This window comes from Bordetella tumbae, assembly GCF_054780995.1.
Window position 1 is genome coordinate 183807 of the sequence record NZ_BAAGVG010000011.1, and the last position, 23016, is coordinate 206822.

General features: G+C 58.8%; 18 protein-coding genes. 7 read left to right on the forward strand and 11 right to left on the reverse strand.

Translation table 11 applies throughout. The annotated features are described in order from the left end of the window. The first annotated feature begins 135 nt into the window (after positions 1-135). A complete protein-coding gene (gene paeA, locus ACYVI2_RS09470; protein WP_415818903.1) occupies positions 136-1467 on the forward strand; it encodes a polyamine export protein PaeA in 1332 nt (443 codons plus the stop codon). 2 nt (positions 1468-1469) lie between these two features. Here the strand turns inward: paeA and ACYVI2_RS09475 are convergent, their stop codons facing one another. The 3 genes from ACYVI2_RS09475 to ACYVI2_RS09485 form a co-directional block, all read right to left on the reverse strand. After that, positions 1470-2258, reverse strand: a complete 789-nt coding sequence (locus ACYVI2_RS09475; RefSeq protein ID WP_415818904.1) for a hypothetical protein — start codon at positions 2256-2258, stop codon at positions 1470-1472. A gap of 33 nt (positions 2259-2291) precedes the next feature. Beyond that, on the reverse strand, positions 2292-3320 hold the full coding sequence (locus tag ACYVI2_RS09480) for a porin (RefSeq protein ID WP_415818905.1): 1029 nt from the start codon (positions 3318-3320) through the stop codon (positions 2292-2294). A 103-nt stretch (positions 3321-3423) separates the two neighbouring features. Further along, complete coding sequence (locus ACYVI2_RS09485) at positions 3424-4335, reverse strand: alpha/beta fold hydrolase (RefSeq protein WP_415818906.1); 912 nt, start codon at positions 4333-4335, stop codon at positions 3424-3426. 163 nt (positions 4336-4498) lie between these two features. On the opposite strand from ACYVI2_RS09485, the gene ACYVI2_RS09490 reads away from it, so the two are divergent. Continuing rightward, a complete protein-coding gene (locus ACYVI2_RS09490; RefSeq protein ID WP_415818907.1) occupies positions 4499-5446 on the forward strand; it encodes a LysR family transcriptional regulator in 948 nt (315 codons plus the stop codon). On the opposite strand, the gene ACYVI2_RS09495 is transcribed toward ACYVI2_RS09490, so the two are convergent. From ACYVI2_RS09495 to ACYVI2_RS09515, 5 genes are all read right to left on the reverse strand, one after another. Next, positions 5443-6888, reverse strand: a complete 1446-nt coding sequence (locus ACYVI2_RS09495; protein ID WP_415818908.1) for a lyase family protein — start codon at positions 6886-6888, stop codon at positions 5443-5445. The genes ACYVI2_RS09490 and ACYVI2_RS09495 overlap by 4 nt on opposite strands. Further along, positions 6885-8750 carry a dipeptide ABC transporter ATP-binding protein gene (locus ACYVI2_RS09500; protein ID WP_415818909.1) on the reverse strand — a complete coding sequence of 622 codons (1866 nt, stop codon included), beginning with the start codon at positions 8748-8750 and terminating at the stop codon, positions 6885-6887. Before ACYVI2_RS09500 ends, ACYVI2_RS09495 begins: the two co-directional genes overlap by 4 nt. 32 nt (positions 8751-8782) lie before the next feature. After that, a complete protein-coding gene (locus ACYVI2_RS09505) occupies positions 8783-9721 on the reverse strand; it encodes an ABC transporter permease (RefSeq protein ID WP_415818910.1) in 939 nt (312 codons plus the stop codon). 5 nt (positions 9722-9726) lie between these two features. Further along, positions 9727-10644 (reverse strand): ABC transporter permease, encoded by a 918-nt coding sequence (locus ACYVI2_RS09510; protein ID WP_415818911.1) that lies wholly within the window; start codon positions 10642-10644, stop codon positions 9727-9729. A gap of 61 nt (positions 10645-10705) precedes the next feature. Further along, a complete protein-coding gene (locus ACYVI2_RS09515; protein WP_415818912.1) occupies positions 10706-12247 on the reverse strand; it encodes an ABC transporter substrate-binding protein in 1542 nt (513 codons plus the stop codon). A gap of 186 nt (positions 12248-12433) precedes the next feature. Between ACYVI2_RS09515 and ACYVI2_RS09520 the strand changes: the two genes are divergently transcribed. Beyond that, positions 12434-13966 carry a TPM domain-containing protein gene (locus ACYVI2_RS09520; RefSeq protein WP_415818913.1) on the forward strand — a complete coding sequence of 511 codons (1533 nt, stop codon included), beginning with the start codon at positions 12434-12436 and terminating at the stop codon, positions 13964-13966. Between the two features lie 32 nt (positions 13967-13998). Here ACYVI2_RS09520 and dld read toward each other — a convergent pair whose 3' ends face one another. After that, positions 13999-15735, reverse strand: a complete 1737-nt coding sequence (gene dld / locus ACYVI2_RS09525) for a D-lactate dehydrogenase (RefSeq protein ID WP_415818914.1) — start codon at positions 15733-15735, stop codon at positions 13999-14001. Between dld and ACYVI2_RS09530 the strand changes: the two genes are divergently transcribed. Continuing rightward, positions 15734-15892 carry a hypothetical protein gene (locus ACYVI2_RS09530; protein WP_415818915.1) on the forward strand — a complete coding sequence of 53 codons (159 nt, stop codon included), beginning with the start codon at positions 15734-15736 and terminating at the stop codon, positions 15890-15892. The two genes, dld and ACYVI2_RS09530, sit on opposite strands and share 2 nt — an antisense overlap. Before the next feature lie 10 nt (positions 15893-15902). On the opposite strand, the gene ACYVI2_RS09535 is transcribed toward ACYVI2_RS09530, so the two are convergent. Further along, positions 15903-17288 carry an ATP-binding protein gene (locus tag ACYVI2_RS09535; protein WP_415818916.1) on the reverse strand — a complete coding sequence of 462 codons (1386 nt, stop codon included), beginning with the start codon at positions 17286-17288 and terminating at the stop codon, positions 15903-15905. Then, positions 17285-17995: a response regulator gene (locus tag ACYVI2_RS09540; protein WP_460490298.1), complete on the reverse strand. Its 711-nt coding sequence runs from the start codon at positions 17993-17995 to the stop codon at positions 17285-17287. Before ACYVI2_RS09540 ends, ACYVI2_RS09535 begins: the two co-directional genes overlap by 4 nt. Before the next feature lie 331 nt (positions 17996-18326). On the opposite strand from ACYVI2_RS09540, the gene ACYVI2_RS09545 reads away from it, so the two are divergent. The 3 genes from ACYVI2_RS09545 to ACYVI2_RS09555 are packed head-to-tail and all read left to right on the forward strand — an operon-like array spanning position 18327 to position 22979. Beyond that, a complete protein-coding gene (locus ACYVI2_RS09545; RefSeq protein ID WP_415818918.1) occupies positions 18327-19553 on the forward strand; it encodes an efflux RND transporter periplasmic adaptor subunit in 1227 nt (408 codons plus the stop codon). 1 nt (position 19554) lies between these two features. Next, complete coding sequence (locus ACYVI2_RS09550; RefSeq protein WP_415818919.1) at positions 19555-21564, forward strand: MacB family efflux pump subunit; 2010 nt, start codon at positions 19555-19557, stop codon at positions 21562-21564. After that, on the forward strand, positions 21561-22979 hold the full coding sequence (locus ACYVI2_RS09555; RefSeq protein WP_415818920.1) for an efflux transporter outer membrane subunit: 1419 nt from the start codon (positions 21561-21563) through the stop codon (positions 22977-22979). The genes ACYVI2_RS09550 and ACYVI2_RS09555 overlap by 4 nt, the downstream gene beginning before the upstream one ends. Positions 22980-23016 lie beyond the last annotated feature (37 nt).

Consider the following 23016-nt stretch of genomic DNA (forward strand, 5'->3'; position numbering starts at 1 on the left):
TCGTCACGCCGAGCCCGGGATATCGGGCTTGCCGATTCCCGTCATCAGCATCGAGGTCATGAAGCGCGTGGGAGGCACAAGGTAGAATCAAGGTGTGTCCCATTTTGAGGGCTCAAGCCGCCCTGTCTCTCGTAGATGACCCTAGGCCAGAATCTGTTGCTGCTACTCGCGCTGCTGATCGCGTCGGCTTTTTTCTCTATTGCCGAGATCTCCATCGCTGCTTCGCGCCGCCTGCGCCTGCGACAACTTGCCGAAGACGGCAACCCGCGGGCCGAGGAGGTTCTACGTGTGCAGCAACAGCCGGGCCATTACTTCACGGCAATTCAAATCGGCGTCAACGCATTGGCGATACTGGGTGGTATTGTGGGCGAAGGCATCTTCAGCCCCACTTTCTCGCGTTTTCTCAGCCAATGGCTGCCGCCGGAAATGGCCGCATCACTGGGTTTTATCGGCTCGTTCGTGCTGGTGACATCGCTGTTCATCATCCTGACCGATCTCATTCCCAAACAGGCGGGCATGGCCGAACCCGAGCGCTTTGCCTTGCGTGTGATCGGGCCTATGCGCATGCTGGTACGGATTTTTTCGCCGCTGGTCTGGGTCTATTCGCGTAGCGCCGATCAACTGATGCGTTTGCTGCGGTTGCCGACGCGCCGTGACGAACGCATCACCTCGGATGACATTCTGGCACTGGCCGAGGCCGGCACACGCTCGGGCGTGCTGGCGCGCGGCGAGCAACGTATCATTGAAAACATCTTTGAACTGGACACCCGCACGGTCTCCAGCGCCATGACGCAACGTGACCGCATTGCATGGTTCGAGCAGGACGCGCCCGAGGACATCATCCGCGCTCGCATCGCCGAAGAGCCCTTTTCCACGTATCCGGTCTGCCGCGGCGATATCGATCACGTCGTGGGCTATGTGGACACGCGCGACCTGTACCAGCGATTGCTGAACGGACAATCGATCTCCCTGACCGACAGCAAACTCATTCACAAAGCACTGGTCGTGCCGGACAGGCTCACGCTGGCCGAGGTCCTGGAGCAGTTTCGTCAGGTCGGCGAAGATTTCGCGATGATCGTCAATGAATACAGTTTGGTAGTGGGATTGGTCACGCTCAACGATGTCATGAGCACCGTGATGGGTGAACTGGTGTCGCCATGGGACGAAGACTTCATCATTCAGCGCGATGACAATTCATGGCTGATCGATGGCGCCACGCCCATCCAGGATGTAGGCCGTGTACTAGGCATCGAGGAACATTTGAACGGCGAAGAATACGAAACCCTCGCCGGTTTTCTCATGGACGCGCTACGCCGTGTGCCGCGCCGCACTGACGTCGTGACCTTGGGAGGCTACAAGTTCGAGGTAATGGACGTGGATACCTATCGCGTGGATCAGGTGCTGGTCACGCGCGTCACAGCGCCAGTCCCGTCGGGGGCCAGCGCTGCAGGGCAGCTGCCGGATTAATCTCATTTCCGGTAAAAATAGGCAGGTTCGTCGGATTCTGGATCGGCCACGCAGGTCCCGCCTCCGAAAAGGCTGCGATTACTGTCGTAGCAATTGCGCAGCGCGCGGTCTCTCAAGCGCTCCAAACGCTGTTCTGCGATTGCACGCCACCAACGCGCCTCGAGAGCGGGCCATTGATCGTCAGCAATCGTACACACCTGTACGCGCTTGCCACCCTGACATTGCAGCGGCAACTTTTGCGGCACATACTCGACAATCGCAACCAATGCGCGAGCGCTGCGCTGATCCGCGGGCGGCGGCTCATCATAGCGTTCCGTCACCCCCCACCGAGCGTTCGTCTTCGTGGCGTCATCGCCTCCGGCGAGCTCCGCCATCGGCGGCACACGGATGATTCGGCCACCAGACGAATAGGCGTTTTTAAAACCCTCCGTCATGGGTGGGCCTCGATCGTCCTGGTCTACCCCAATGATGCTCAGCACCTGCGTGGCATGCGCGTTGGCATGAGGGGTTCCATCCACAGGCCGGAACCGATACGAAAACTTCCCTCCTTGGGGGTATCGTAATTGCACCTTGGTATATCGGCTATCGAGGCGAATAGCAGTCTGTGCATCCTCGCCCGCGATGTCTGCCCAGGTCTTGGCAGAAACAGGAATCGGATAGACGGTCACCACGCCACCGTACTTGAGCAAATCTTTGTCGACCGTTATCGTAAGATCGGCTTGCGGCACGCCAGCGCAGTGACCGACGCCGAACCAAAGAACTGTTGATATCAACAAGGCATTGCGTAGCATGTGCGACACTCCGATATCAGGAAATCGCGCTCACTAAAAACGATGCCTGATACCCACGCTGGCCTGTCGCCGCTCGTTATCCTCGCTCGTCTTCATATCGCGCGTTTCGCTGTGGTTGTAAAACACATACAGATCTGTGCGTTTGGACAAATCATACTGGTAACCGACCGCGTACCCCTTTATCTTCGAGTTCGTCGTCTGCTGCCAGGACGCCAGCAGCGACCCTGGTCCCACGGGGATACTCACCCCTGCCGTCCAGGCGTAATCCTTGTCCAAGTCCTTGGCAGGACCTTTGTTGGCGTCACTGATGCGCCCGGCTCCGGCGTAGACACGGATCACCTCAAAATTGTACGACGCCCCGAGCTGCCAATTACTGGCGTTGCTGGCGGACCGGCGTTGATCCGCATACGAATGTTCGTACGTCAGCGCGGCGCGCAACGGTCCGCGGCTGTAGCGCACACCAGCTGTCACCATGCGATCGTTGTTGCCTGTGCCGAACTCCTCGTCGCCGTTGATGGCGAAGCTATATCCCACCGCCGCCTCGAAACCGCGTACCTTGGGCGAACGCCACATCACCATGTTGTCCGCTATCCCACTGGCGCCGAAATCGCCATCGTTGTAGCCAAATGTGGTGCCCAACCCCGAGCGCGACCAGGCAATCGTGAATGGTGTCGCTACGCCGCCCCATTCACGGCCCAATACCCATTGACGGCCCAGACGCACCTCACCCAACGTATCGCTTGCCAAGCCAATGTATGCCCAGCGGCCGAACAATCGACCGGACTGCGCCGCCATACCGGTGTCGGCATCGAAACCGCTTTCCAATTGAAAAACCGCCTTCAGCCCGTTGCCCAGATCTTCCTCTCCCTTAATCCCCCAGCGCGATCCGGATTCGTTGCCGCTATCGATACTCTGCGACGATCCCTTGCTTTCGTCGTAGTCATACATATAGCCCAGGTCGACCAGACCGTATAAAGTGACACTGCTTTCGGCGTGCGCCGAGCCAACCAGCCCGATCGTGGCAAACGCCAGGACTCGCATAGTTATCGCGTTTTTTTTCATCTATTTTCTCCTCCATTAAATACCGCCCCGTCTCGGGCGCCGCGCATGTGCGCACCCGGCCACGGCCAACATGGCCGCGACGAAATCGTTCGTAGATAAAGCTCTAGCGCATGGGACAAGCAGCAACGCGCGCGGCTGCCGCAGCGGCCATCTGATCGTTGCTGTGTCCTGCCTCGGTGACATGCTGCAACTGCCAGGTAAACGCCGTGCCGTGCTGTTTCGCCAGTTGTTGTGCGTGCGCATAGAAACGCTCGCCACGCGCCTTGCGATTCGGACCTTGCGCCTGTGCGTCATCAGTCTTACGCATCACTCCTGCCTGATGCACATCGGCATCGCCCAACATCAACAACAGCGGTGCACCCAGATAGGCATCCACCTGCTGGCCGTCCACGCCGGTCACATCGCGCAGTCCATAGGGCCAATCGGCACTGGCATCAGGATAGGTGTACCAACCCGGATTGGCGGCGATGATGCGGCAGGCCAGACTTTTCGGCCGAAATAATGCATAGCGGTGTGCAAATTGCGCGCCGGCGCCATGGCCGTATAGCGTGTAGCCTGCTTGCGCGGTAGATTCACGCCGAGCAAAGTCGGTGAACACTGCATCAGGCAGGGCAAAACTCCATCGCGCTGGCGGATTCCTCTCGGCAGGCTTGGCCTTGCCAGTGATCTCAGGGTGCGATACTGCGTGAAATACGTTGCCGAGGTTATAACCATTGGCTCCGGGATAGGTCTCGCGGGTAAACAGCGGCGCCAGCACCATCAGTTTGCGTTGACGTGCGATGTCGATCCAGCCATCGCGATATGTCTGCGCATTACGCTTGATGCCATGCAGCAGCACTACCACCGGCGTATCGGCGCTATAGCCCTCGGGCTTGAAGTAGTACACATGGACCGGCTGCCCAGTATCCGTATTACGGAACTCATATTCGCCTGCACCCGATGCGAGGTCTGCGCGCGCGGCGCCAGCACCAGTGGCGGCCAATATGGCCAATGCTGCGACGAGGGATCGTTTCAAGTTTGTCTCCTGTAATCGTGGGGCGGCGTCGCCTCCGCGTTCTTTTTTATGGATGTATCCGAAGTCTTCTGGCATCCTATCGCTCTTGAATGAACCGATTATTCGAATTAAGTAATGATGTCTTCGAAATAATGAAATAGCATCCCGACTTCCCATCCACGCCATGAATCTGAAATCGTTGCGTCTGTTTCGGCTGATCGTGCTGCATGGCTCTTTGGCCTCGGCTGCGGAGCGTCTGCACTTGAGTCAATCCGCGGCCAGCCGCCTGATTTCCCTGCTGGAAGACGAAATCAACCTCAGGCTGTTCACGCGGGCGCGTCGCCGATTGCTTTTGACTCCGGAAGGAGAGCTGTTCTTCCAGGAGGCCGAGCAGATACTGATGGGCGTGGACGAAATCCCGCGCATTGCAGAAGACATACGCAGCAAGAATCGCGAGAAATTCACATTGGTGACTTCGGTCCCGCTAGGGACTTGCCTGGTATCACCTGCCATCAGCGATATGCGGCGCCAAGACCCCGATTTCGATTGCCGCATCCACATTGAGGGCCGCTTCGAAATCGAAAACAAAGTCGCGCGGCGCCGCTACAACCTGGGATTGATTTCGCTGCCCATCAGCAACGCCATCGTCGAGTTACAGGTCGAACCTGTGCTGCAAGTACGTATGGAGGCCTTGCTGCCACGCCATCATGCCTTGGCCACGCACGATGCCATCCGCGCCGAAGATCTGCTGGACCAACCCATCGTATCGCTACAACCTCACCAGCTGTGGCGTCGGCGTCTGGACGAAATCTACGCTACGGTCGGCGCCACGCCACGTATCGCCATCGAGACCACCTCCACGCTCATGGTCCAGCAACTGGTGCGCGACAACAACGGAATCTCCATCATGGATCGCACTTGTGCGCGCCTGCTGCCAACAGACAGTGTCGTTTTCCGGCCCATCACACCTGAGCGCTGGGTCACTTATGCCTGCATTTTTCCTCCCTCGGGCCGGCCGCCCTTGGTCGATTTATTTCTCGATTGTCTGCGTGCCTATGTCCGCCGGCTATGCCGCGAAGACGCCGAGGCGGCGCCCAGCTTTAGACTGTTGAAACCGGGCGGACCTGCCTAGCTGTGCGATCCAAGTCCGCTGGCGTGAATCTCTGCCGCCACGTCACGCGCCAGCGTCGCCGACCGCAGCGCAATATCGCGGCTATTGCCGGTATATTGCGCAGGGTCCAGCGCCTGCGCAATTTGCTCTCGCGTATAGTGCGCCGCCACGTCCGATTGCTTCATTAGCACATCCGCCAGCGAACACCCCTGGCGACGTGCCTGCCGGATCGCCGCATGTACACGATCATGGGCATCTTGACGGCCTAACGTCCTCGCCAACACCATCATCAGATGTTCAGAAGCAATCACATCCGCCGAACGCGCCAAGTTTTCAAGCATGCGTGTCGCATCGAAACGAATCAGTGCCAACAGATCGTCCAGTCTTACCGCCACGTCATACGCCAGTGGACACGCCTCGTCGATCAGGCCATACAACTGCTGATTCGTGGCAGAGTCACCTTCATGGCTGGGCTGCCCAGCCTCAAGCGCTGGAGCAGCCAATGCACGCAATCGCGCTGCACGGGCGATCAAACTGACCACGTGCTTGGGGTTATCCTTATGCGGCATCGTGCTGCTGCCGACCACCCCTTCAGGCAATGACTCGGCTACTTCGCCGATTTCATCGGCCATCAGGGTGTAAAGTTCATTGCCGATACGCGAGCACGTCATGGCAAACAGCGACAGGACCAGCACATATTCGCAAAAGGGATCCAGCATGGCACGCGAGTGCACTAACGGACTACCCAGTTCAAGGCGTTTGGCCATCACATTAGCCAACAGCATGCCGTCAGGCCCGAACGTATGCATAGCGCCGATGGCGCCACCGAATACCAGCGAAAACGTGCGGGGCTCCACCTGACGCAACCGTTGTACGCAACGCGTCAGCTCCTCAATCCAACTCGCGACCTTGAATCCAAAGGTGATCGGCAATGCGTGTTTGCGATTGGTACGGCCCGCCATCACTGCACCAGAACTGGCCTCGGCCAGCGTCGCCAGGGTTTCCAAGACGCGTCCGATGCGGGCCAGCAACAGGCGATGCACACGCCGCATCTGAAGCACTCGCCCACCCAGGATAATATTCTGGGTAGTTCCACCCCAGTGCACGTAGCCGCCTGCCTCATCTCCGCACGCGTGAGCCAGTGCATGCACGACCGATAACACTGGCGCCATAGTGCGCTGTATGTCCGCGCGTAATGCGGGCAAATCGAGATGCTGCAAGGTCGCATGTGCTGCAATACGCTGTGCATGCGCTGCTGGAATTAAACCCAGACTGGCCTGGGACAGCGCCAGCGCGGCTTCGATGTCCAGCCAGGTTTGCCATGTCTGCTCGGTGGAAAACAGGTCGGTGACGGAATCGGGTAGAGCCTCACGGCTCGCCGTACGCCCCGATTGCTGTGTCCCGTTGTCATTGCCAAGCGAGAGAGCCGATCCCTGCCCATCTGTCGTACGTGTGGCGCTCATGCTGCAGCCCCTGCAAAAGCACGTTCAAGTGACGGCACTGAATCCAGTAACAATGACGTGTACTCGTGTGACGGCCGGGTCAACACGGTGCCTGCCGCTCCCTCCTCCACAATGCGGCCAGCACGCATCACGACTACCCGGTCGGCAATCTGGCGTACGACCCCGATATCATGAGTAATGAACAACATGGATAATCCAAACTCCTCTTGCAGATCCTGCAGCAGGTTGAGTATTTGCGCTTGCACCGATACGTCCAACGCCGAGGTCGGCTCATCGCACAGCAGCAGTTGCGGCCTCAGGATAAGCGCACGGGCAATCGCCACACGCTGCCGCTGTCCGCCTGATAACTGCCCAGGAAAACTATTGATCACACGCTGCGGCAGGCCGACACGCTCCAAAATCCGTATGACTTCTGTACGCCGCTGGGCCGCACCGATCTCGCCGTGCAAAGCCAAAGGACGGGCAACGATATCTCCCACCGACCGGCGTGGATTCAGAGAAGAATAGGGATCCTGGAACACGGGCTGTACCAAACGCGCGCGAGCCTGTGGCGATAGAGTTCCGATCTCATGCCCGCCCAGCATGATGCGCCCCTGATCCGGCTCATCCAGGCCCAACAGGATGCGAGCCAATGTGCTCTTGCCGGACCCAGATTCCCCCACCACGGCCAGCGTCTCGCCTCGCCCCACCACCAGCGATGCGTGATCGACCGCACGCACAGTAAATGGCTGACCGAATAGTCCCTTGCGTTGACTGAATGTGCGCACGACGTCCTGCGCCGCCAACACATAGGTTGGTTCGGCGGCTGAGACGGGAGACGATGTGAGGCGCTCATCATTCGGCAAGCGAGACGACGTAGATGCCGTGCTGCGATCATCCTGTGGCGCATCCAGTCCCCGTGGATGCAGACAGCGGTACCAGCCGTCGTCTTGCCGTTTCGCGGGCACAATGTCTGCAACGCGACACGAGGCGCTCGCATAGGCACAGCGCGGCGCAAAGATGCAACCCTGCTGGGGCCCGATCAACGAAGGGACAATACCGGGTATGGCGTTCAACCGGGCGCCTCGTGCACCTTTTCCGGGTGTGCAACCCAACAACCCGCGCGTATAGGGATGACGCGGGTCGCTCAGCACGGCGCGAGTCGGCCCCGACTCCAGCGGCTGCCCGCCATACATGACCATGACTCGATCCACCGCGTTGGCCACCACGGCCAGATCGTGCGTAATCAGGATCATCGCCATGCCGAGGTCCTGACGCAGCTCTGCCAGCAAATCCAGAATTTGCGCCTGTACAGTCACATCCAATGCGGTAGTAGGCTCGTCAGCGATCAACAACTGCGGCTCAGTCATTAGCGCCATGGCAATCATCACACGCTGGCGCTGGCCACCCGACAATTGATGCGGATAGCTGCGCAGACGTTGGACCGGATCGGGCACCTTGACACGGTCCAACAGATATAGTGCCCGCTCACGTGCCTGAGACGGGCTGCTGCCGTCGCGAACCATCAGTTCGGTCATCTGCCGTTCAATCGTATAAACAGGGTTGAGCGACGTCATGGGCTCTTGAAAAATCATCGCAATGCGGCGGCCTGCCACAGTCGCGGCAAAACGTGCATCAGACAGCGCAGTAAGATCGTCTTCCCGATAACGGATGGACCGAGCACGCAGCTCGGCCCCGTCAGGCAGCAGACGCATCAGCGCCAGTGCCGTCATTGACTTACCCGAGCCGGACTCGCCTACGATACCCAATGCCTCGCCACGCCCCAACGAGAGAGTCATGCCGCGGACTGCGTGCAGCGGCCCGCCGGGGGTAGGCAGCGTGACGTCGAGTCCGTCGATCTTCAATAACGAATTGGTAGACATATTTGAATAGCTTCCCGCAAATCGTATTGCGCCTAGTTGCGCTTGTCCGGCGAGGTCACGTCGCGCAGTCCATCACCCAGCAAGTTGGCTCCCATGACCAACAGGAACAGCGCCATGCCAGGCAGCACTACCAGCCACGGACGATGGAAAATGGCCATCTTTCCTTCGGATATCATCAACCCCCACGAAGACGTAGGGGGCTGGATACCGACCCCCAGGAACGACAGTGCTGCCTCGGCCAGCACCGCAATGCCGATCTCGAACGTAAACACCACGATGATCTGATTGAGCAGATTGGGCAAGATTTCGTGAAACAGAATCTGGCGGCGATTGCTGCCGACGGCTCGTGCCGCCGCAACAAAATCGAGTTGCCGCAAGCGCAGCGTGCTGGTGCGTGTCACTACCAGGTAATACGTCCAGTGCAGTCCCCCGATGATGCCGATCACCACCCAGAGCGATGGCCCAATGATGAACACCAGCGCCATCGCCAGCAGCAACCCTGGTAACGCCAACTGGCACGTCAGTAAAAAGCTGACCAGCGAATCGACCCGTCCGCCGAAGTATCCCGCGCACACACCCAGTGTCACGCCGATCACACAGCCGACACTCGCCGCGCCGAAACCGACGATGAGTGAAATGCGCGTACCGTAGATCAGGCGGCTGAGATAATCGCGACCGACCTGGTCCGTACCCAGCACATAGTCCCATGAGCCCCCGGCTTGCCAGACCGGAGGCAGCAGGCGGTGGGCCAGCGATTGCGCATAGGGATCATGAGGCGCCAGCCACGGCGCACCGACAGCTACTACCGTCAATACCAACAAAATCAGCGCACCCGCCTGCAGCCCGCGATGTCCCCGCACACGTCGCCAGAATGCCTGGCGACGTTGCGCGTCAAGGTCATCGGCAACGTCCGGCGCATCGCTCACCGGCATCGACACCGTATCAACTCGCAAAGTCTGTTCTCGATTCACGTGCCTCACCCCATGCGTATGCGCGGATCGAGCACAGCATTGAGCATGTCCGCCAAAAAGTTCATCACTATGAATACCAATGCAAAGATGAAGATCAACATCTGCACGGTCGGAATATCACTCCCCAGAATTGATTGCAGCGTCAGCCGGCCCAGGCCATTGATCGCGAAGATCGACTCCACAATCACCGACCCACCGAACTTCTGCCCCAACTGCACCGCCAACACACTGACGATGGGCAGCATGGCGTTGCGCATGGCATGCCGCATCAACAGCGACGCGCCACGATAGCCCTTGGCACGTGCTGTGCGCACATAATCAGACCCCATGACTTCGATCAGCCCCGCACGAGTCAATCGCATCACAGCGGGTACCGAACTGGTCCCCAGCACCAGAGCCGGCAGCACATAATGCAACCAGGTCGAATCACCAGAGACCGGAAAGATCGGAACCATCACACTGAACAAAATTACGAGGATCAATCCCAACCAGAAATTCGGGATCGCCTGCGCCGATACGGCCACGCCCAGCGAGAGCCGGTCCAGCGCGGAGTTCGGCCTCAAGGCCGCCACCACGCCCAAAGGAATCGCCAGGAGCACCGTCACCGCAATCGACATCAAAGCCAGACGAATCGTCGGCGGTGCATGCTTGGCAACCAGTTGCCCCACCGAATCGTGCCAGTAGTAACTACGGCCGAAATCGCCGCGCACGGCGTCGGACAGCCAACTCCCGTAGCGCTCGAGAAATGGCCGATCGAAACCATACTCATGGCGAATTTGCTCGACCAACTCGGGTTCGGCATTCTCGCCTGCAATGGCTTGGGCAGGATCGGTCGCCAGATTCAAGAGCATGAACGTGGCAAATGACACCGCCAACGCCACTAGAACCGCCAAACCAAGGCGTCTCAGCGCAAAGCGCAACATGGATAGTCTCCGTCTAGGAAAATACGCTCCGCCACATCAGGCGGTATACGGCATGCCCGGTTCAGGGTTGTTTCCAGCGCGCCTCGTAGAGACGCGGCAGACCATCAGGAGGAATAGGGAAATCCAGGACGGGCGACATCAGGTAGTTCACTGAATAGGTGTATAGCGGAATCCAGTACGCCTGGTCGGCGATGATCTGCAGGGCCTGATGGTACAGGTCGGTGCGACGCGCCTTGTCATTCGTGCGCTCGGCATCCATGACGAACTGGGCCACCTGTGGATTGCGCGACAGATTGCGATCGGTGTCACCAAAATGGACGCGTGCGATCATCGCCGTGTCAGCCGTGCCGCCATTGGCCCATGAACCGATATAGGCGCGAATCTTGCCTTCGGCTCGCGCACGATCCAACGACGCCAATTGACCATAGCGCAGCTTGACGTTGACACCGGCAGCCGACAGATCGGCGGCTACGGCCTCTGCCACGGCACGATCACGGTAGGCCCACAGCTCCAGCGGTTCGCTCTTCTTGTATCCGGCTTCGGCCAACAAGGACTTGGCCTTGTTCAGGTCATAAGCGTAGTGCGGCACATCTTGCGAACAACCGAACTGCGCGGGATGACAAGCCGTAAACAACGGCTGGGCAACTCCCCCCACCAGAAATTCCGCAATGGCCTTGCGATTGACAGCGTAGTTCAAGGCGCGTCGCACGTTGAGATCGGTCAGCGAACTCGGACCTGCCACACCCCCTGCGTCCAGCACGACGAAGCTGACGCGCAAGCTGGGACCGGCCTGATGGACTGCGCGTCCACTTGCCGCCATACTCTGCGCGACATCCAGCGGCATGTCGTACGCCCAGTCCACACCACCACTCATCAATTCCGCCTGCTGCGTTCCCCAGTCGGGAATCGTACGTGCAACGATGCGGCCAATCGCAGCACGCCCCTTGGGGCTGCCGGCATAGTAATTGTCGAACCGCACCAACACAGCACGCTGCCCTGGCTCAAAGGACTCAACGCGGTACGGCCCCAATCCATCCGGACGTAGCGCCTGGGCACCACGATCGTCTTTACCATCGACTTGATAAGCGCCATCGCGACGAATCGGGATACGACGCGCCATATCGCGCAATGCCAGGGGGTATACATCCTTCAAATGAAAGCGAACCTGGTACGGGCCGAGCTTCTCGACACGCTCGAGCCAGCGGCTCACCGTGCCTGACGCACGGGTACCACTGTCTGGCGACAGCACCCAGTTATACGTGTAGACCACATCGTCAGCCGAGAATGAAGCACCGCTATGGAAATGCACTCCTTCGCGCAACGTCACATCGATTGTGGTGTCGTCCACGTAGGTATACGAGGTCGCCAGCATGGGCGAGATCTCGTTGGTCTGCGTATCGACATCAAACAAACGATCATCAGTGAGATCCGACAGGATCACGTGTTCCTGCGACGTGGTGTACAGATAATCCAGATTCACCACCTCGCGCTGAAAAGCCACCACTAGCGTATCGTCATCAGGCCCGGCCCAGGCGCTCGGGGCCGAGACTGTACACGTCAAAGCAAACGCGGCCACCCAGCGCCGACAGTATCGCGACAGCATGTCGTCTCCTTGGAATTATCAGAATTTCAGGCATGCTACCGTGACGATTATCTGCGTAACTTCGAATTATCTGCATAACACATCGAATTATCGCAACAGTCACGGGCCGTGCACGCCTTCCGGCAAACGCTGACGCCGTGCAAAAAGTTGTTACGAACCCGGCGAACCCCGAAAGTTTGCCACGCTATGATGCGAGCTCTCGTCACAACGCTGCCGGAATACGCGATGCCTCGGCAATTTCTTCTGCTGGTTTCTACACTCATCGGCCTGCTCTTGAGCATCAATACCTATGCTCAGTATTCCGTCGAGTCGCTACCCAATCCCAAAGACCGCGGCGATAGCCATTACGTCAGCGACCCGGACGGCAATCTACAAGGCAGCACCGTCGCAGAACTCGATGCCATCAGCGCCACCATCGAACAAACGAACGGCAGCGAATTCGCCATCGCAGTGGTCAATGATTATCAGGGCGGCAGCGATTTTCAATTTGCGCTCGATCTCTTTAATCATTGGGGCATCGGCAAACAAGGGGCCAATAACGGTCTGCTGCTTTTCCTCGCGATGGACCGGCACGAATACCGGTTTATCAGCGGCTACGGCGTGGAAGGTATATTTCCGGATGCCTTGTTAAAGCAGATCGGAGAACGCTATCTCGTTCCGTATTTGCAGTCCGGCAATACGGATATGGCAGTCTTGTCTGCGGCCAAGGCAATAGAAAGCGTGTTTCTGTCACCTGAGCACGCACTGGAGCTGGAAGGCCTAAAAGCCTACGAACCGACCTTCTGGAACCGACACAGCGAGGCACTCGATAAATCCGGCTTTGTGATCGTGCTGTTTGCCGTCGCCATGCTGTGGATGAGCCTGGCACGTAAACGCGTACTGAAGAGATTTGCCATAAAGAGCACCAAGTACGAAGGCCATCCTTTCTGGCTTGGACTCTTCACCTATGTGTTCCTGCTCTTTATGAGCCTGTTTGTTTTTCTTTTGACGGAAACGATCGAACAGGTCTATCAATTCAAGAACCTGCCCTACTTTGTCGCGACGTTTTGTGCGTTGATATTGAGTTTTCATTACCACGCCTGCTCCACCCTGCTTGAGCGCAGCACCAAGGATAAAAAGACAGCCTTGGACATGCGCACCTCATTCACGCGCTGGAGTCTATTGCCACTGGTGCTCGCACCGTTTGCTTATCTGGCCTACGCCGGAGTCGTGAAAAACGGCAGACTGGCGCGCTTGCGGGCGACGCCACCCGACAACTCGGGAGACTGGTCACGTCAGAGCCGCGACAAGCTGACGCCGAAGGACTTGATGCGCTATCTCACCAGCGAGCAGCAATGCGAAGAGAAAATCGAGTCAAAATCGTATGAGATCTGGATCAACCAGAAAACCGGCGCCAATCAGCTCAGCGGCTTTGCCGGGAAGCAGGCCAAGTCGTTCAGCATCTGCCCGCAATGCCATGCACAGACTCTGAAAAAACCAGCGATCAAAGTCATAGAACCCTCGACCTATTCCGAGGAAGGAAAAGGCGAGCGCATCCAGACGTGCGCGTATTGCGACTATAAAAAATCACTGGGCTTCATTGCGCTCGCTGTACTGAGCGACAGCGACAGCTCCAGTTCCGGCGGTTCCAGTAGTGGCGGCGGAGGCAGCAGCAGTTCATCAAGCGGGAGTTTTGGCGGTGGCTCCAGCGGCGGTGGCGGCGCTGGAGGACGGTGGTAGCCGACAATGCGGGCACCTTAGCCGTCGCGGCATTACTCCCGATAATTCACGTACTTGGACAGAAATCCAATACCCGGGTTAAAGCAGTTGCACGGGTCCAGCTTCTTATAAAAAGCCTGCAACTGCGGCTTGGCCTGATATAGATGGCCTACATTGTGCTCGGCGGGATACTCGGCGCCTCTGGCATCCAGCAGTTCCAGCATCTGGTGCTCGATCGCCATGCAATCGTGCCCCTTGCGAATGATGTAGTCCTGATGAAAAACGTGGCACAAAAAATGCCCGTAGTACAGTTTCATCTCGATCGCATCATCGAACTTCGCCGGCAGACGCTCGAACCAATCGCGGTCGTCGCGCCGCAATGCGATGTCCAATGCAACGATGTCTTCTACCGTCGAACCATGCACAGCCCGGTAGCGGACCGCCGCACTGGCTGCCGCAAAGCGATGCAGAAAGGCCTTCCTGCCTTCTTCCTCGGTGCATTCGAAATAACCGCCTCGGCCTTGTGCAAAATACTGGGATAAAAAGGCCTGTGCTTCGGCGACCCCTTCGGCCGGGATCTTGAGCATCAGGTGATGCTCGTACTCATTGCGATAAGCCAGCAGCCGAGCCGGCAGATGATTGGGTAGCAGCCGGCTGAAAAATTGCATCAGACGGTCGCTGAGATTGGCGGGAAAAATACCGAGCCGTTCAAAGAATGCGTCGCAGCGATTTTTCAGGTTGAAGAACGCCGGCAAGCGATCCGTGCCGAAATGCTCGATGATCCAGAAGAGATCTTTGCCATAGCGCGCCGCCACATCAAAAGCATCTCGATGCACGTATTCACCAGCAATGGGCAGATGCTCGAACGTGCCTAATGCATGACGACGAATGTCAGTCAGCACCGAGGTGTCGTTCGTACCGATATAGAACACCTTGGCGCCACGTGCGGCGGGAAAGGTATCGAGTCTGACCGCAAAGACCATGACCTTGCCTGCAGAGCCCGAGGCCTCGCGCAAACGCAGCGGGTCGGCGTTGTAGCGAGCAGGGGTTGAGGCATCGATATCACGGACATGCTTGGCGTAGCCATGATCTGAGGCGGCGCCGGCGTCACGCACGACGTCCTGGTCCGAAAACCCACGGCTCTCGAGCTTGGCCAGGATCGATTCCGGATCGGCCCCAAGCTCGATACCCAGGTGATTGACCAGATGCAGTTTTCCCTCTGCATCAACAGCCCCGTACAGCGCCATCTCTGTATAGGCGGGCCCACGATTGACGAGAGAGCCGCCCGAGTTATTGCACACGCCGCCGATGACCGACGCCCCAATACAAGATGATCCAATGACCGAATGCGGCTCACGCCCCAATGGCTTGAGCACTCGCTCTAGCTGATCGAGCGTCGAGCCCGGCAGGCATACCACCTGGCGGCCGTCTTCGATCACGTGCACTTTCTTGATGCGGCTGGTGCTGATGATGACGATATCGCGATCGTAGTCCTCGCCATGCGGGGTAGAGCCGCCCGTCAGGCCGGTATTCGACGCCTGGGCGATGATGGCCACGCCTGCCGCCACGCATTGTTCCAGGACTTTCCATTGCTCGACCAGCGAGCCAGGGCGCACGACCGCGAGTGCCTTGCCCCGGCCGAAACGAAAACCGGTGCAATAGCGGCGCATCGCCCGATCGTCCGTGAGCACCTGCGAAGCGCCCACGATAGTGGACAGCGAGGTCAGCAATCGCTGGCGCACCTCAGGCGTTTGCGCCGAGGTGACCGTCGGCAGGATGACATCAGACATGAATCCTCTCTCTACATTTGGCATGTTGTTCTTTTTATTCACTGGACAGAGCCAGTTTGGCATTGAATCGCTCACGCGCGAAAACGCCACCTATTTGACACCAAATGATAGGGGTGGCGCCAACATAGCGCCTATCCTGAAAATTGAGGGGCTTTGAGGGGCAACGATTAGGACTTGTCCGCATAGCGCGGACGCGACCAATGGACCGTCGCCTGCAATCCTCCTTCTGTGCGGTTGCTCAACGTTACGGTGGCACCATCGTTGGCAGCCAGGGTGCGAGCGATGGTCAGCCCCAAACCTACCCCGCCTGTCTCGCGAGAGCGAGATGTCTCTAGCCTGACAAACGGCTGGAATACCGCCTCGAACATGTCTGCCGGCATGCCTGGCCCGGCATCGCACACCTCAACCGTTACACCACTCTCGTCGGCGCGGGCAGAGACTCGAACCTGATGCCCGTACTTCAAGGCATTGTCCACCAAATTCGAAAAAAGCCGCTGCATGGCCAAAGGCCGCAGCATCAGTACTGCACCACAGCCTTGTTCAAATACCGCGTCATGGCCGGTCTCTGCCGCGTCCTCAATGATGCTTTCCAGCAAAGAATCCAGATCCAGCGCAACGGGCGCCTCTGACGTGGTGGCGCTGCGCGCAAGATCCAGGCCCTCTCGGACCAGCGCCCGCATCGCGCCTAAATCGGCAATCAATCGTTCGCGCAACGCTTCGTCGGCAACGTCCTCGAAGCGCAGGCGCAAACGCGTCATGGGCGTCTGCAGATCGTGCGTGATCGCCGCCAACATGTGCGTGCGTTCCTCCAGGTGCCGTTGCAAGCGGCGTTGCATGGCGTTGAATGCATCGGCCGCACGGCGGACTTCGAGCGGGCCGCGTAATATCAACGGCGGCCGCTCCAGATTTTGCCCCAGCTCATCGGCCGCATCGGCGAGTTGACGCAAAGGCCGGCTGGCCAGACGCGCCACCGTAAATGCCAGCAATCCAATGCATAGGGTGAGCAGCGAAATATAAATCGGGTCTGCCGCAAGCGCCTTGACCCGCATGACGGGCGGACCGCCCATTGCCAGCACAAGCGGTGTACCGTCCTGCAGTTGAATCTGGACAATGCGGCACGTCGGCTCTGGCATGTCGGGATCGAACTCATCATCTCGCCCAGGTTGCGGCACGAAATCGGGCAGCGGGGGACGGCATACGAACTCGTCCGCCGTCTGCACACGGACCTGGGAAAAGCGCGCATACTGCGAGGCCAATACCTGGGCAAACTTCGTGTCCGGCTCCTCTGTCTGGACATCAGAGGGCGCGCGATGAATACCGGGTCCACCTAACTCGATCAGACGCTGCCGCAATTCTGCCGGGCTGTTGTCCAGCATGTTGACGTAACCATGCAAACGATCGGCTGCACGCACCATATTCTGGTGCTCTTCGTCTTGTTGACGGCGGGCTTCAGCCAGGACGGTCGCCAGTAACGCTGCGGCTGACATTCCCAACAGCAAGATCAGAAACAGCCGGCCGGCCATCGTACCGAAGAACCGGCGCAGGCGTTTCATTCCAACGTAACCGCTGCGGCCAGGACGTAGCCTTCGTTGCGCACGGTTTTGATCGGACCGATGCTGCCGCCCGCCGTGCCGAATTTATGACGCAAGCGGCTGACCTGCAGATCGATGGCTCGCTCCTGTCCCTCGTATTCGCGGCGCGAGGTCAGCGAGGCCAGCTGCTCGCGCGAAAGGATCTTGTTGGCATGGCCGACAAACACGCGCAGCAAACGGAATTCCGCCCCCGACAACATGATGACGCGTCCGCCCGGGTCCACCAGATGACGCCGCTCCAGATCGAACATCCAGCCCACGAAGTGAGCCCGGCGGATGGCGAGCGGCTCGAGATTGACGGGCAGCGCCTCGGTGCGGCGCAACACGTTGCGAATACGCGCCAGTAATTCGCGCGGCTCGAAAGGCTTGGCCAGATAATCATCGGCCCCCATCTCCAGGCCCAGCACCCGGTCGATGGCCTCGCCGCGCGCCGTCAGCATGATGACGGGCGTTCTCGATTTGGCCCGCAGATCCCGGCATAGGGTCAGGCCGTCTTCGCCGGGCAGGTTCAAGTCCAACACAATCAGATCGATGTGTTCTCGGTCCAGGATAGAGCGCATTTCAGTGCCCTGGCTGGCGGTAACCACCCGATAGCCCGCGCGGCCTAGTTGTTCGGCCAGCAGGGTTCGGATGTCCACATCGTCATCGACGATGAGTAAGCGGTGCACGCAGAGTTCCTCGTTCATGGAAAGGAGCATCCATTTTATTCACCTGAATTGCACGCGGTTTTTTTTGTCGCGACGTAGCAGGTCCTCTATGCGATTGATATGTTACGACATACCCCAAGGCCATGTTGACAAAGAACGACATATTCTGAGCATTGCGGCTGCGCATGCGGGCCTTCAGACTGTAACAGCTTCAGGGCGTTTCGAAGCCCACCCCGGGCATGCTGAAACGGCTAAGATCGGCGCCGTTCGCTTCTGTTGATGTTAGTCTCTGCCTCGATCCGCACAACATGCCCTCCTCCCTTTCTCGGCCTCATCCGCTGAGCTTAATCAAGTGAAGTCCTCCTTTTTTCGCCGCCCCCGCACCTGGCTGATTGTCGTGTGCCTGCTTATCGCCGCTGTCGCCGCGATGCTATTCTGGCCCAAGCCTGCCACCCCCAGCCTGGCGACCTCGCCGGTGACCCGAGGCAGCATAGAAGACTCGGTCGTGGCCGTGGGCACCATCAAACCGTCCAAACTGGTCAGCGTGGGCGCGCAGGCCTCCGGCCGCATCGAATCACTCAAGGTCGAACTCGGCGATCAGGTGAAATCCGGCGATCTGATTGCCGAAATTGATTCTCGGACCCAGGTCAATGCCCTGAAAAGCGCTCAAGCCTCATTGGAAAATGCCCGAGCCTCGCGCGACGTGCAGGTAGCAAACCTGCGGCAATACGAACTGGCCTATAAGCGGCAACAAACCATGCTCGCTGCACAGGCCTCATCCCAGGCGGACTACGATACGGCGCTGGCCAATCTGAACGCCACTCGGGCGCAGATCCGCGCCTTGAATGCGTCCATCGCCAGCGAAGAGACCAGCGTCTCTACCGCACAGACGAATCTGGATTACACCAAGATCACGGCCCCGATGGATGGCACGGTGTTGGCCGTGGTGTCCAAACAGGGCCAGACGGTCAACGCCAATCAAAGCACCCCTACGATAGTCATGCTGGGCGACTTGAGCACCATGACGGTCTATGCCGAGATATCCGAGGCCGATGTCGTACGCGCCAAAGCGGGCCAGAAGGTCTATTTCACGATACTGGGCAATACCGGCAAACGCTACGAAAGCACGCTGCGAAAAATAGAGCCCGCGCCGGAATCGATCACGAGCGAAGACTCCACCAGTTCGTCCAGCGCCTCCAGTTCGAGCTCGAGTTCGACGAGCACGGCGATCTATTACAACGGGCTGTTTGACATCGCCAATCCGTCCAATGAGCTGCGCACGTATATGACGGCCGAAGTCCACGTCGTGCTCGCCGATGCCCAGGACGCCTTGATCATCCCTGCAACGGCGCTCGGGCCGCAGGGTCCCGATGGCGGCTACATGGTGCAGGTCGTCGGCCAGGACGGACGTCCGCAGCCCCGCGCCATCAAGATCGGCATCAATAATCGTGCGAATGTCGAAGTGCTGTCTGGCCTGAAGCAGGGCGAGCGCGTCGTGGTGGGCGAAGCCGCTGCAGGCCTCAACGCCACCGCTGCGAACAATCGCCGACGCGGCGGCCCTCCGCCCATGGGTTTCTGATATGTCCGACGCACTGCTGCAACTGCGCGGGCTGAGCCGCAGCTTTCCTGCGGGCGACGAAACCCTGACGGTGCTCAAGCATCTGGATCTGGATATCCACGCAGGCGAGATGGTCGCTATTGTCGGCGCATCGGGGTCAGGCAAATCGACCCTGATGAACATCCTGGGCTGCCTGGATCGTCCCACCGAAGGCGTCTATCGCGTCGCGGGACGCGAGACGCATTTGATGTCACCGGATGAGCTCGCACAATTGCGGCGCGAGCATTTCGGGTTTGTGTTCCAGCGCTACCACTTGCTGGGCGATCTGAATGCGCAAGGCAATGTCGAAGTACCCGCAGTGTATGCAGGACAAGCCCGCAGTACCAGGCATGCGCGCGCACATCAGTTATTGGCGCGCCTGAAGCTGGCGGATCGTATCGGCCATCGTCCGGGCCAATTGTCTGGCGGACAGCAGCAGCGCGTCAGTATTGCGCGTGCCTTGATGAATGGCGGGCAGGTCATTCTGGCCGACGAACCTACTGGTGCGCTGGATAGCCGGTCGGGTGAAGAGGTCATGGGCATTCTGCAAGAGCTGCATGCCCAAGGGCACACGATTATTCTCGTGACTCATGACATGTCGGTCGCGCAGCATGCGCAGCGCATTATCGAGCTGCACGATGGCGCGATGATTGCCGACCGGGAAAATCCCTCGGTATTGACCTCGACGTCCATGCCTGTGCGCGACGCGGTGCCGAACGTATCGCGCACAGATCAACATGACGAGGATCTGCCAGCCGCTACCGCACCCCGAGGGCTGGTCACTCAACTGCTGGCGCAATGGGACCGCTTTGCCGAAGCCTTCCGCATGGCGTTGCTGGCCATGAACGCGCATCGGCTGCGTACCCTGCTGACCATGTTGGGGATTGTGATCGGCATCGCATCAGTGGTGCTGGTCGTCGCATTGGGCAAAGGCACGCAAGAACAAGTACTGAGCAATATCAATTCGCTGGGCACCAATACCATTGACGTGTATCCGGGCAGTGGATTTGGCGACATGCGATCGGGCAAAGTCCAGACATTGCGAGCCACGGATGCGCAGGCCCTGGCCAGCCAGAGCTATGTCGATAGCGTCACGCCTAACGTGTCGACATCCGTCACCGCTCGCCGGGGAAACATCTCGGTGACCACGCAAGTCTATGGCGTTGGCGATCAATATTTCCGGGCCAAGGGACTGAAGATCCACGAAGGCGCTTTCTTTGATGCCCAGGCCGTCGATCGTATCGATCGAACTGTCGTGATCGATCCGAACACCCGCGCGCAGCTCTTTCCGCATGGAGAAGATCCTATCGGTCAGATCATCTTGTTAGGTCAAGTGCCTTGCATGGTGATAGGCGTGACACAGAAACAAACGACGGGCTTTGGCAACAGCAGCGACCTGCGTGCCTGGGTACCATATACGTCTGTCATGTCTCGCATGTTGGGGCAATCTTATCTGTCCAGCATCACGGTACGGGTCAGTGACGATACGCCGATGGATGCTGCGGCGCAGGCCATTACCAAGGTACTGCTGCTGCGTCACGGCACGCAGGATTTCTTTCTGAACAACACCGCAGAAATCCGCGAAACCATCGAGAAAACGACGCAAACCATGACCTTGATGGTCGGCGCGATTGCGATGATCTCGTTGATCGTAGGAGGGATAGGCGTGATGAACATCATGCTGGTCTCTGTCACCGAGCGTACTCGCGAGATAGGCGTACGTATGGCAGTGGGTGCGCGCCAGAGCGACATCATGCAGCAGTTTTTGATCGAAGCCGTCGTGGTCTGCATGCTGGGCGGTGTTCTTGGTGTGTTGTGTGCGCTGAGTGTTGGCTGGCTGATCCATGCAGGCAGCGGCTTCAGTCTGTCGTTTTCGAGTTTTTCCATTATTGCGGCCTTTGTATGTTCCAGCCTGATAGGCGTGGTGTTCGGTTTTCTGCCCGCACGCAATGCTGCGCAACTGGATCCGGTAGAGGCGTTGGCACGCGAATGAAATCGTCATTTTTCCGTTTCTCTGTTGTCATGGCCGGCGTCGCGCTGCTGTCGGCCTGCGCCTCGACCGATGCACCGCCAACGCGCGAGCTGCAAGTCCCTGCGAATTACAACCAGGGCATCACCACCGCAAATGGCTCGCAACATCCCATTACCCTGCATGCTACGCATCCCGCCGTGGACATCGCCAAACAGGCGTGGTGGAAGGGCTTTGGCGATGCACGATTGGACCGGCTGATCACCGATGTCCTCGCGGTCAATGCCGACCTGGCATCAGCCGGATTGACCCTGCGCAAGGCCCGTCTGCAGGCAGGCCTGGCCAGCAACGATCTCTGGCCGCAACCCAGTGGCAGCGTCAACACCAACGGCAGCCGCTATCTGGACACGCACGACTCAGTACAACGCAGCAGTAACGCCAATCTGTCATTGAGTTGGGAAATCGATCTATGGGGACGTCTGCGCGCCGCGCGCGATGTCGCGGATTGGGAAGCTCGCGCGACAGCAGAGGACAAAGAAAACACAGCCCTGTCATTGGTCGCAGAGGTCTGCGAACAATACTGGACCTTGGCCTATCTGAATCAAAGCATCGCGTCAGGGCAGGCACATCTCGATCAGTTGCAACAGATCCTGCAACTGGTGCAGGTGCAATTCGGCGCAGGCGCCGTCTCGCAACTCGAGCTGCGAGAAGCACAGCAGAACGTGCAAGCACAACAGATCGCGCAGAGCCAATTGCTGCAAGAACGTGTGGAAACACGCAACGCCATTGCCGTCTTGCGTGATGGCGCGCCCTGGCCCTTGAGCGATGAGCCGGGGAATCTGGACGACGCCCAGAGCCCGCCCCTGCAGGCCGGCGTACCTGCGGAACTGCTGGGCCGGCGGCCGGATCTGCGAGCCGCAGAATTGCGCTTGCGCGAGGCGTTATCCAATATCAAGGCTACGGCCCGCAGCTACTATCCTGCGCTCACGCTCACGGGTAGCGTAGGCACCAGCAGCAGCGCGCTATCTGATGTCCTGCAAAACCCGCTGGGCACACTGGGTGCGGGTCTGACACTGCCATTCTTGAACCTGCCTCAGATGCAGTTGAACACCGACATCGCCAAGACGGAATATGAGATCTCCGCGAGCAATTTTCGGACGACGCTGTACACGGCACTGAAAGAGGTAGGCAACGCACTGAGCGCGCGCGATCAACTCGTCACGCAGGTCGACGCTGCGCAAGCGTCGTTCGATGCCGCGCGAGATGTAGAGCGAATGTACGGTGTGCGCTATCGCTCAGGCGCAGCGGACTTGCGCACCTGGCTGGATGCGCAGCAAACGCTGCGCGATGCGGAGCTATCGCTGGCACAGCGCCGACGCGATCAATTACTGAACGATGTCACGCTGTATCTGGCGTTGGGCGGCAGCGCTACGCAATGATTTCATACCAACATGCCCTCGCATGCACGCAGCAATA

Coding starts and splice junctions, on each gene's coding strand:
- ACYVI2_RS09550 (WP_415818919.1), top strand. CDS start 19,555: ATGTCCGACGCACTGCTGCAACTGCGCGGGCTGAGCCGCAGCTTTCCT.
- ACYVI2_RS09535 (WP_415818916.1), bottom strand. CDS start 17,288: ATGAAACGCCTGCGCCGGTTCTTCGGTACGATGGCCGGCCGGCTGTTT.
- ACYVI2_RS09555 (WP_415818920.1), top strand. CDS start 21,561: ATGAAATCGTCATTTTTCCGTTTCTCTGTTGTCATGGCCGGCGTCGCG.
- ACYVI2_RS09510 (WP_415818911.1), bottom strand. CDS start 10,644: ATGTTGCGCTTTGCGCTGAGACGCCTTGGTTTGGCGGTTCTAGTGGCG.
- dld (WP_415818914.1), bottom strand. CDS start 15,735: ATGTCTGATGTCATCCTGCCGACGGTCACCTCGGCGCAAACGCCTGAG.
- ACYVI2_RS09480 (WP_415818905.1), bottom strand. CDS start 3,320: ATGAAAAAAAACGCGATAACTATGCGAGTCCTGGCGTTTGCCACGATC.
- ACYVI2_RS09475 (WP_415818904.1), bottom strand. CDS start 2,258: ATGCTACGCAATGCCTTGTTGATATCAACAGTTCTTTGGTTCGGCGTC.
- ACYVI2_RS09495 (WP_415818908.1), bottom strand. CDS start 6,888: ATGAGCGCCACACGTACGACAGATGGGCAGGGATCGGCTCTCTCGCTT.
- ACYVI2_RS09530 (WP_415818915.1), top strand. CDS start 15,734: ATGAATCCTCTCTCTACATTTGGCATGTTGTTCTTTTTATTCACTGGA.
- ACYVI2_RS09520 (WP_415818913.1), top strand. CDS start 12,434: ATGATGCGAGCTCTCGTCACAACGCTGCCGGAATACGCGATGCCTCGG.
- ACYVI2_RS09500 (WP_415818909.1), bottom strand. CDS start 8,750: ATGTCTACCAATTCGTTATTGAAGATCGACGGACTCGACGTCACGCTG.
- ACYVI2_RS09490 (WP_415818907.1), top strand. CDS start 4,499: ATGAATCTGAAATCGTTGCGTCTGTTTCGGCTGATCGTGCTGCATGGC.
- paeA (WP_415818903.1), top strand. CDS start 136: ATGACCCTAGGCCAGAATCTGTTGCTGCTACTCGCGCTGCTGATCGCG.
- ACYVI2_RS09515 (WP_415818912.1), bottom strand. CDS start 12,247: ATGCTGTCGCGATACTGTCGGCGCTGGGTGGCCGCGTTTGCTTTGACG.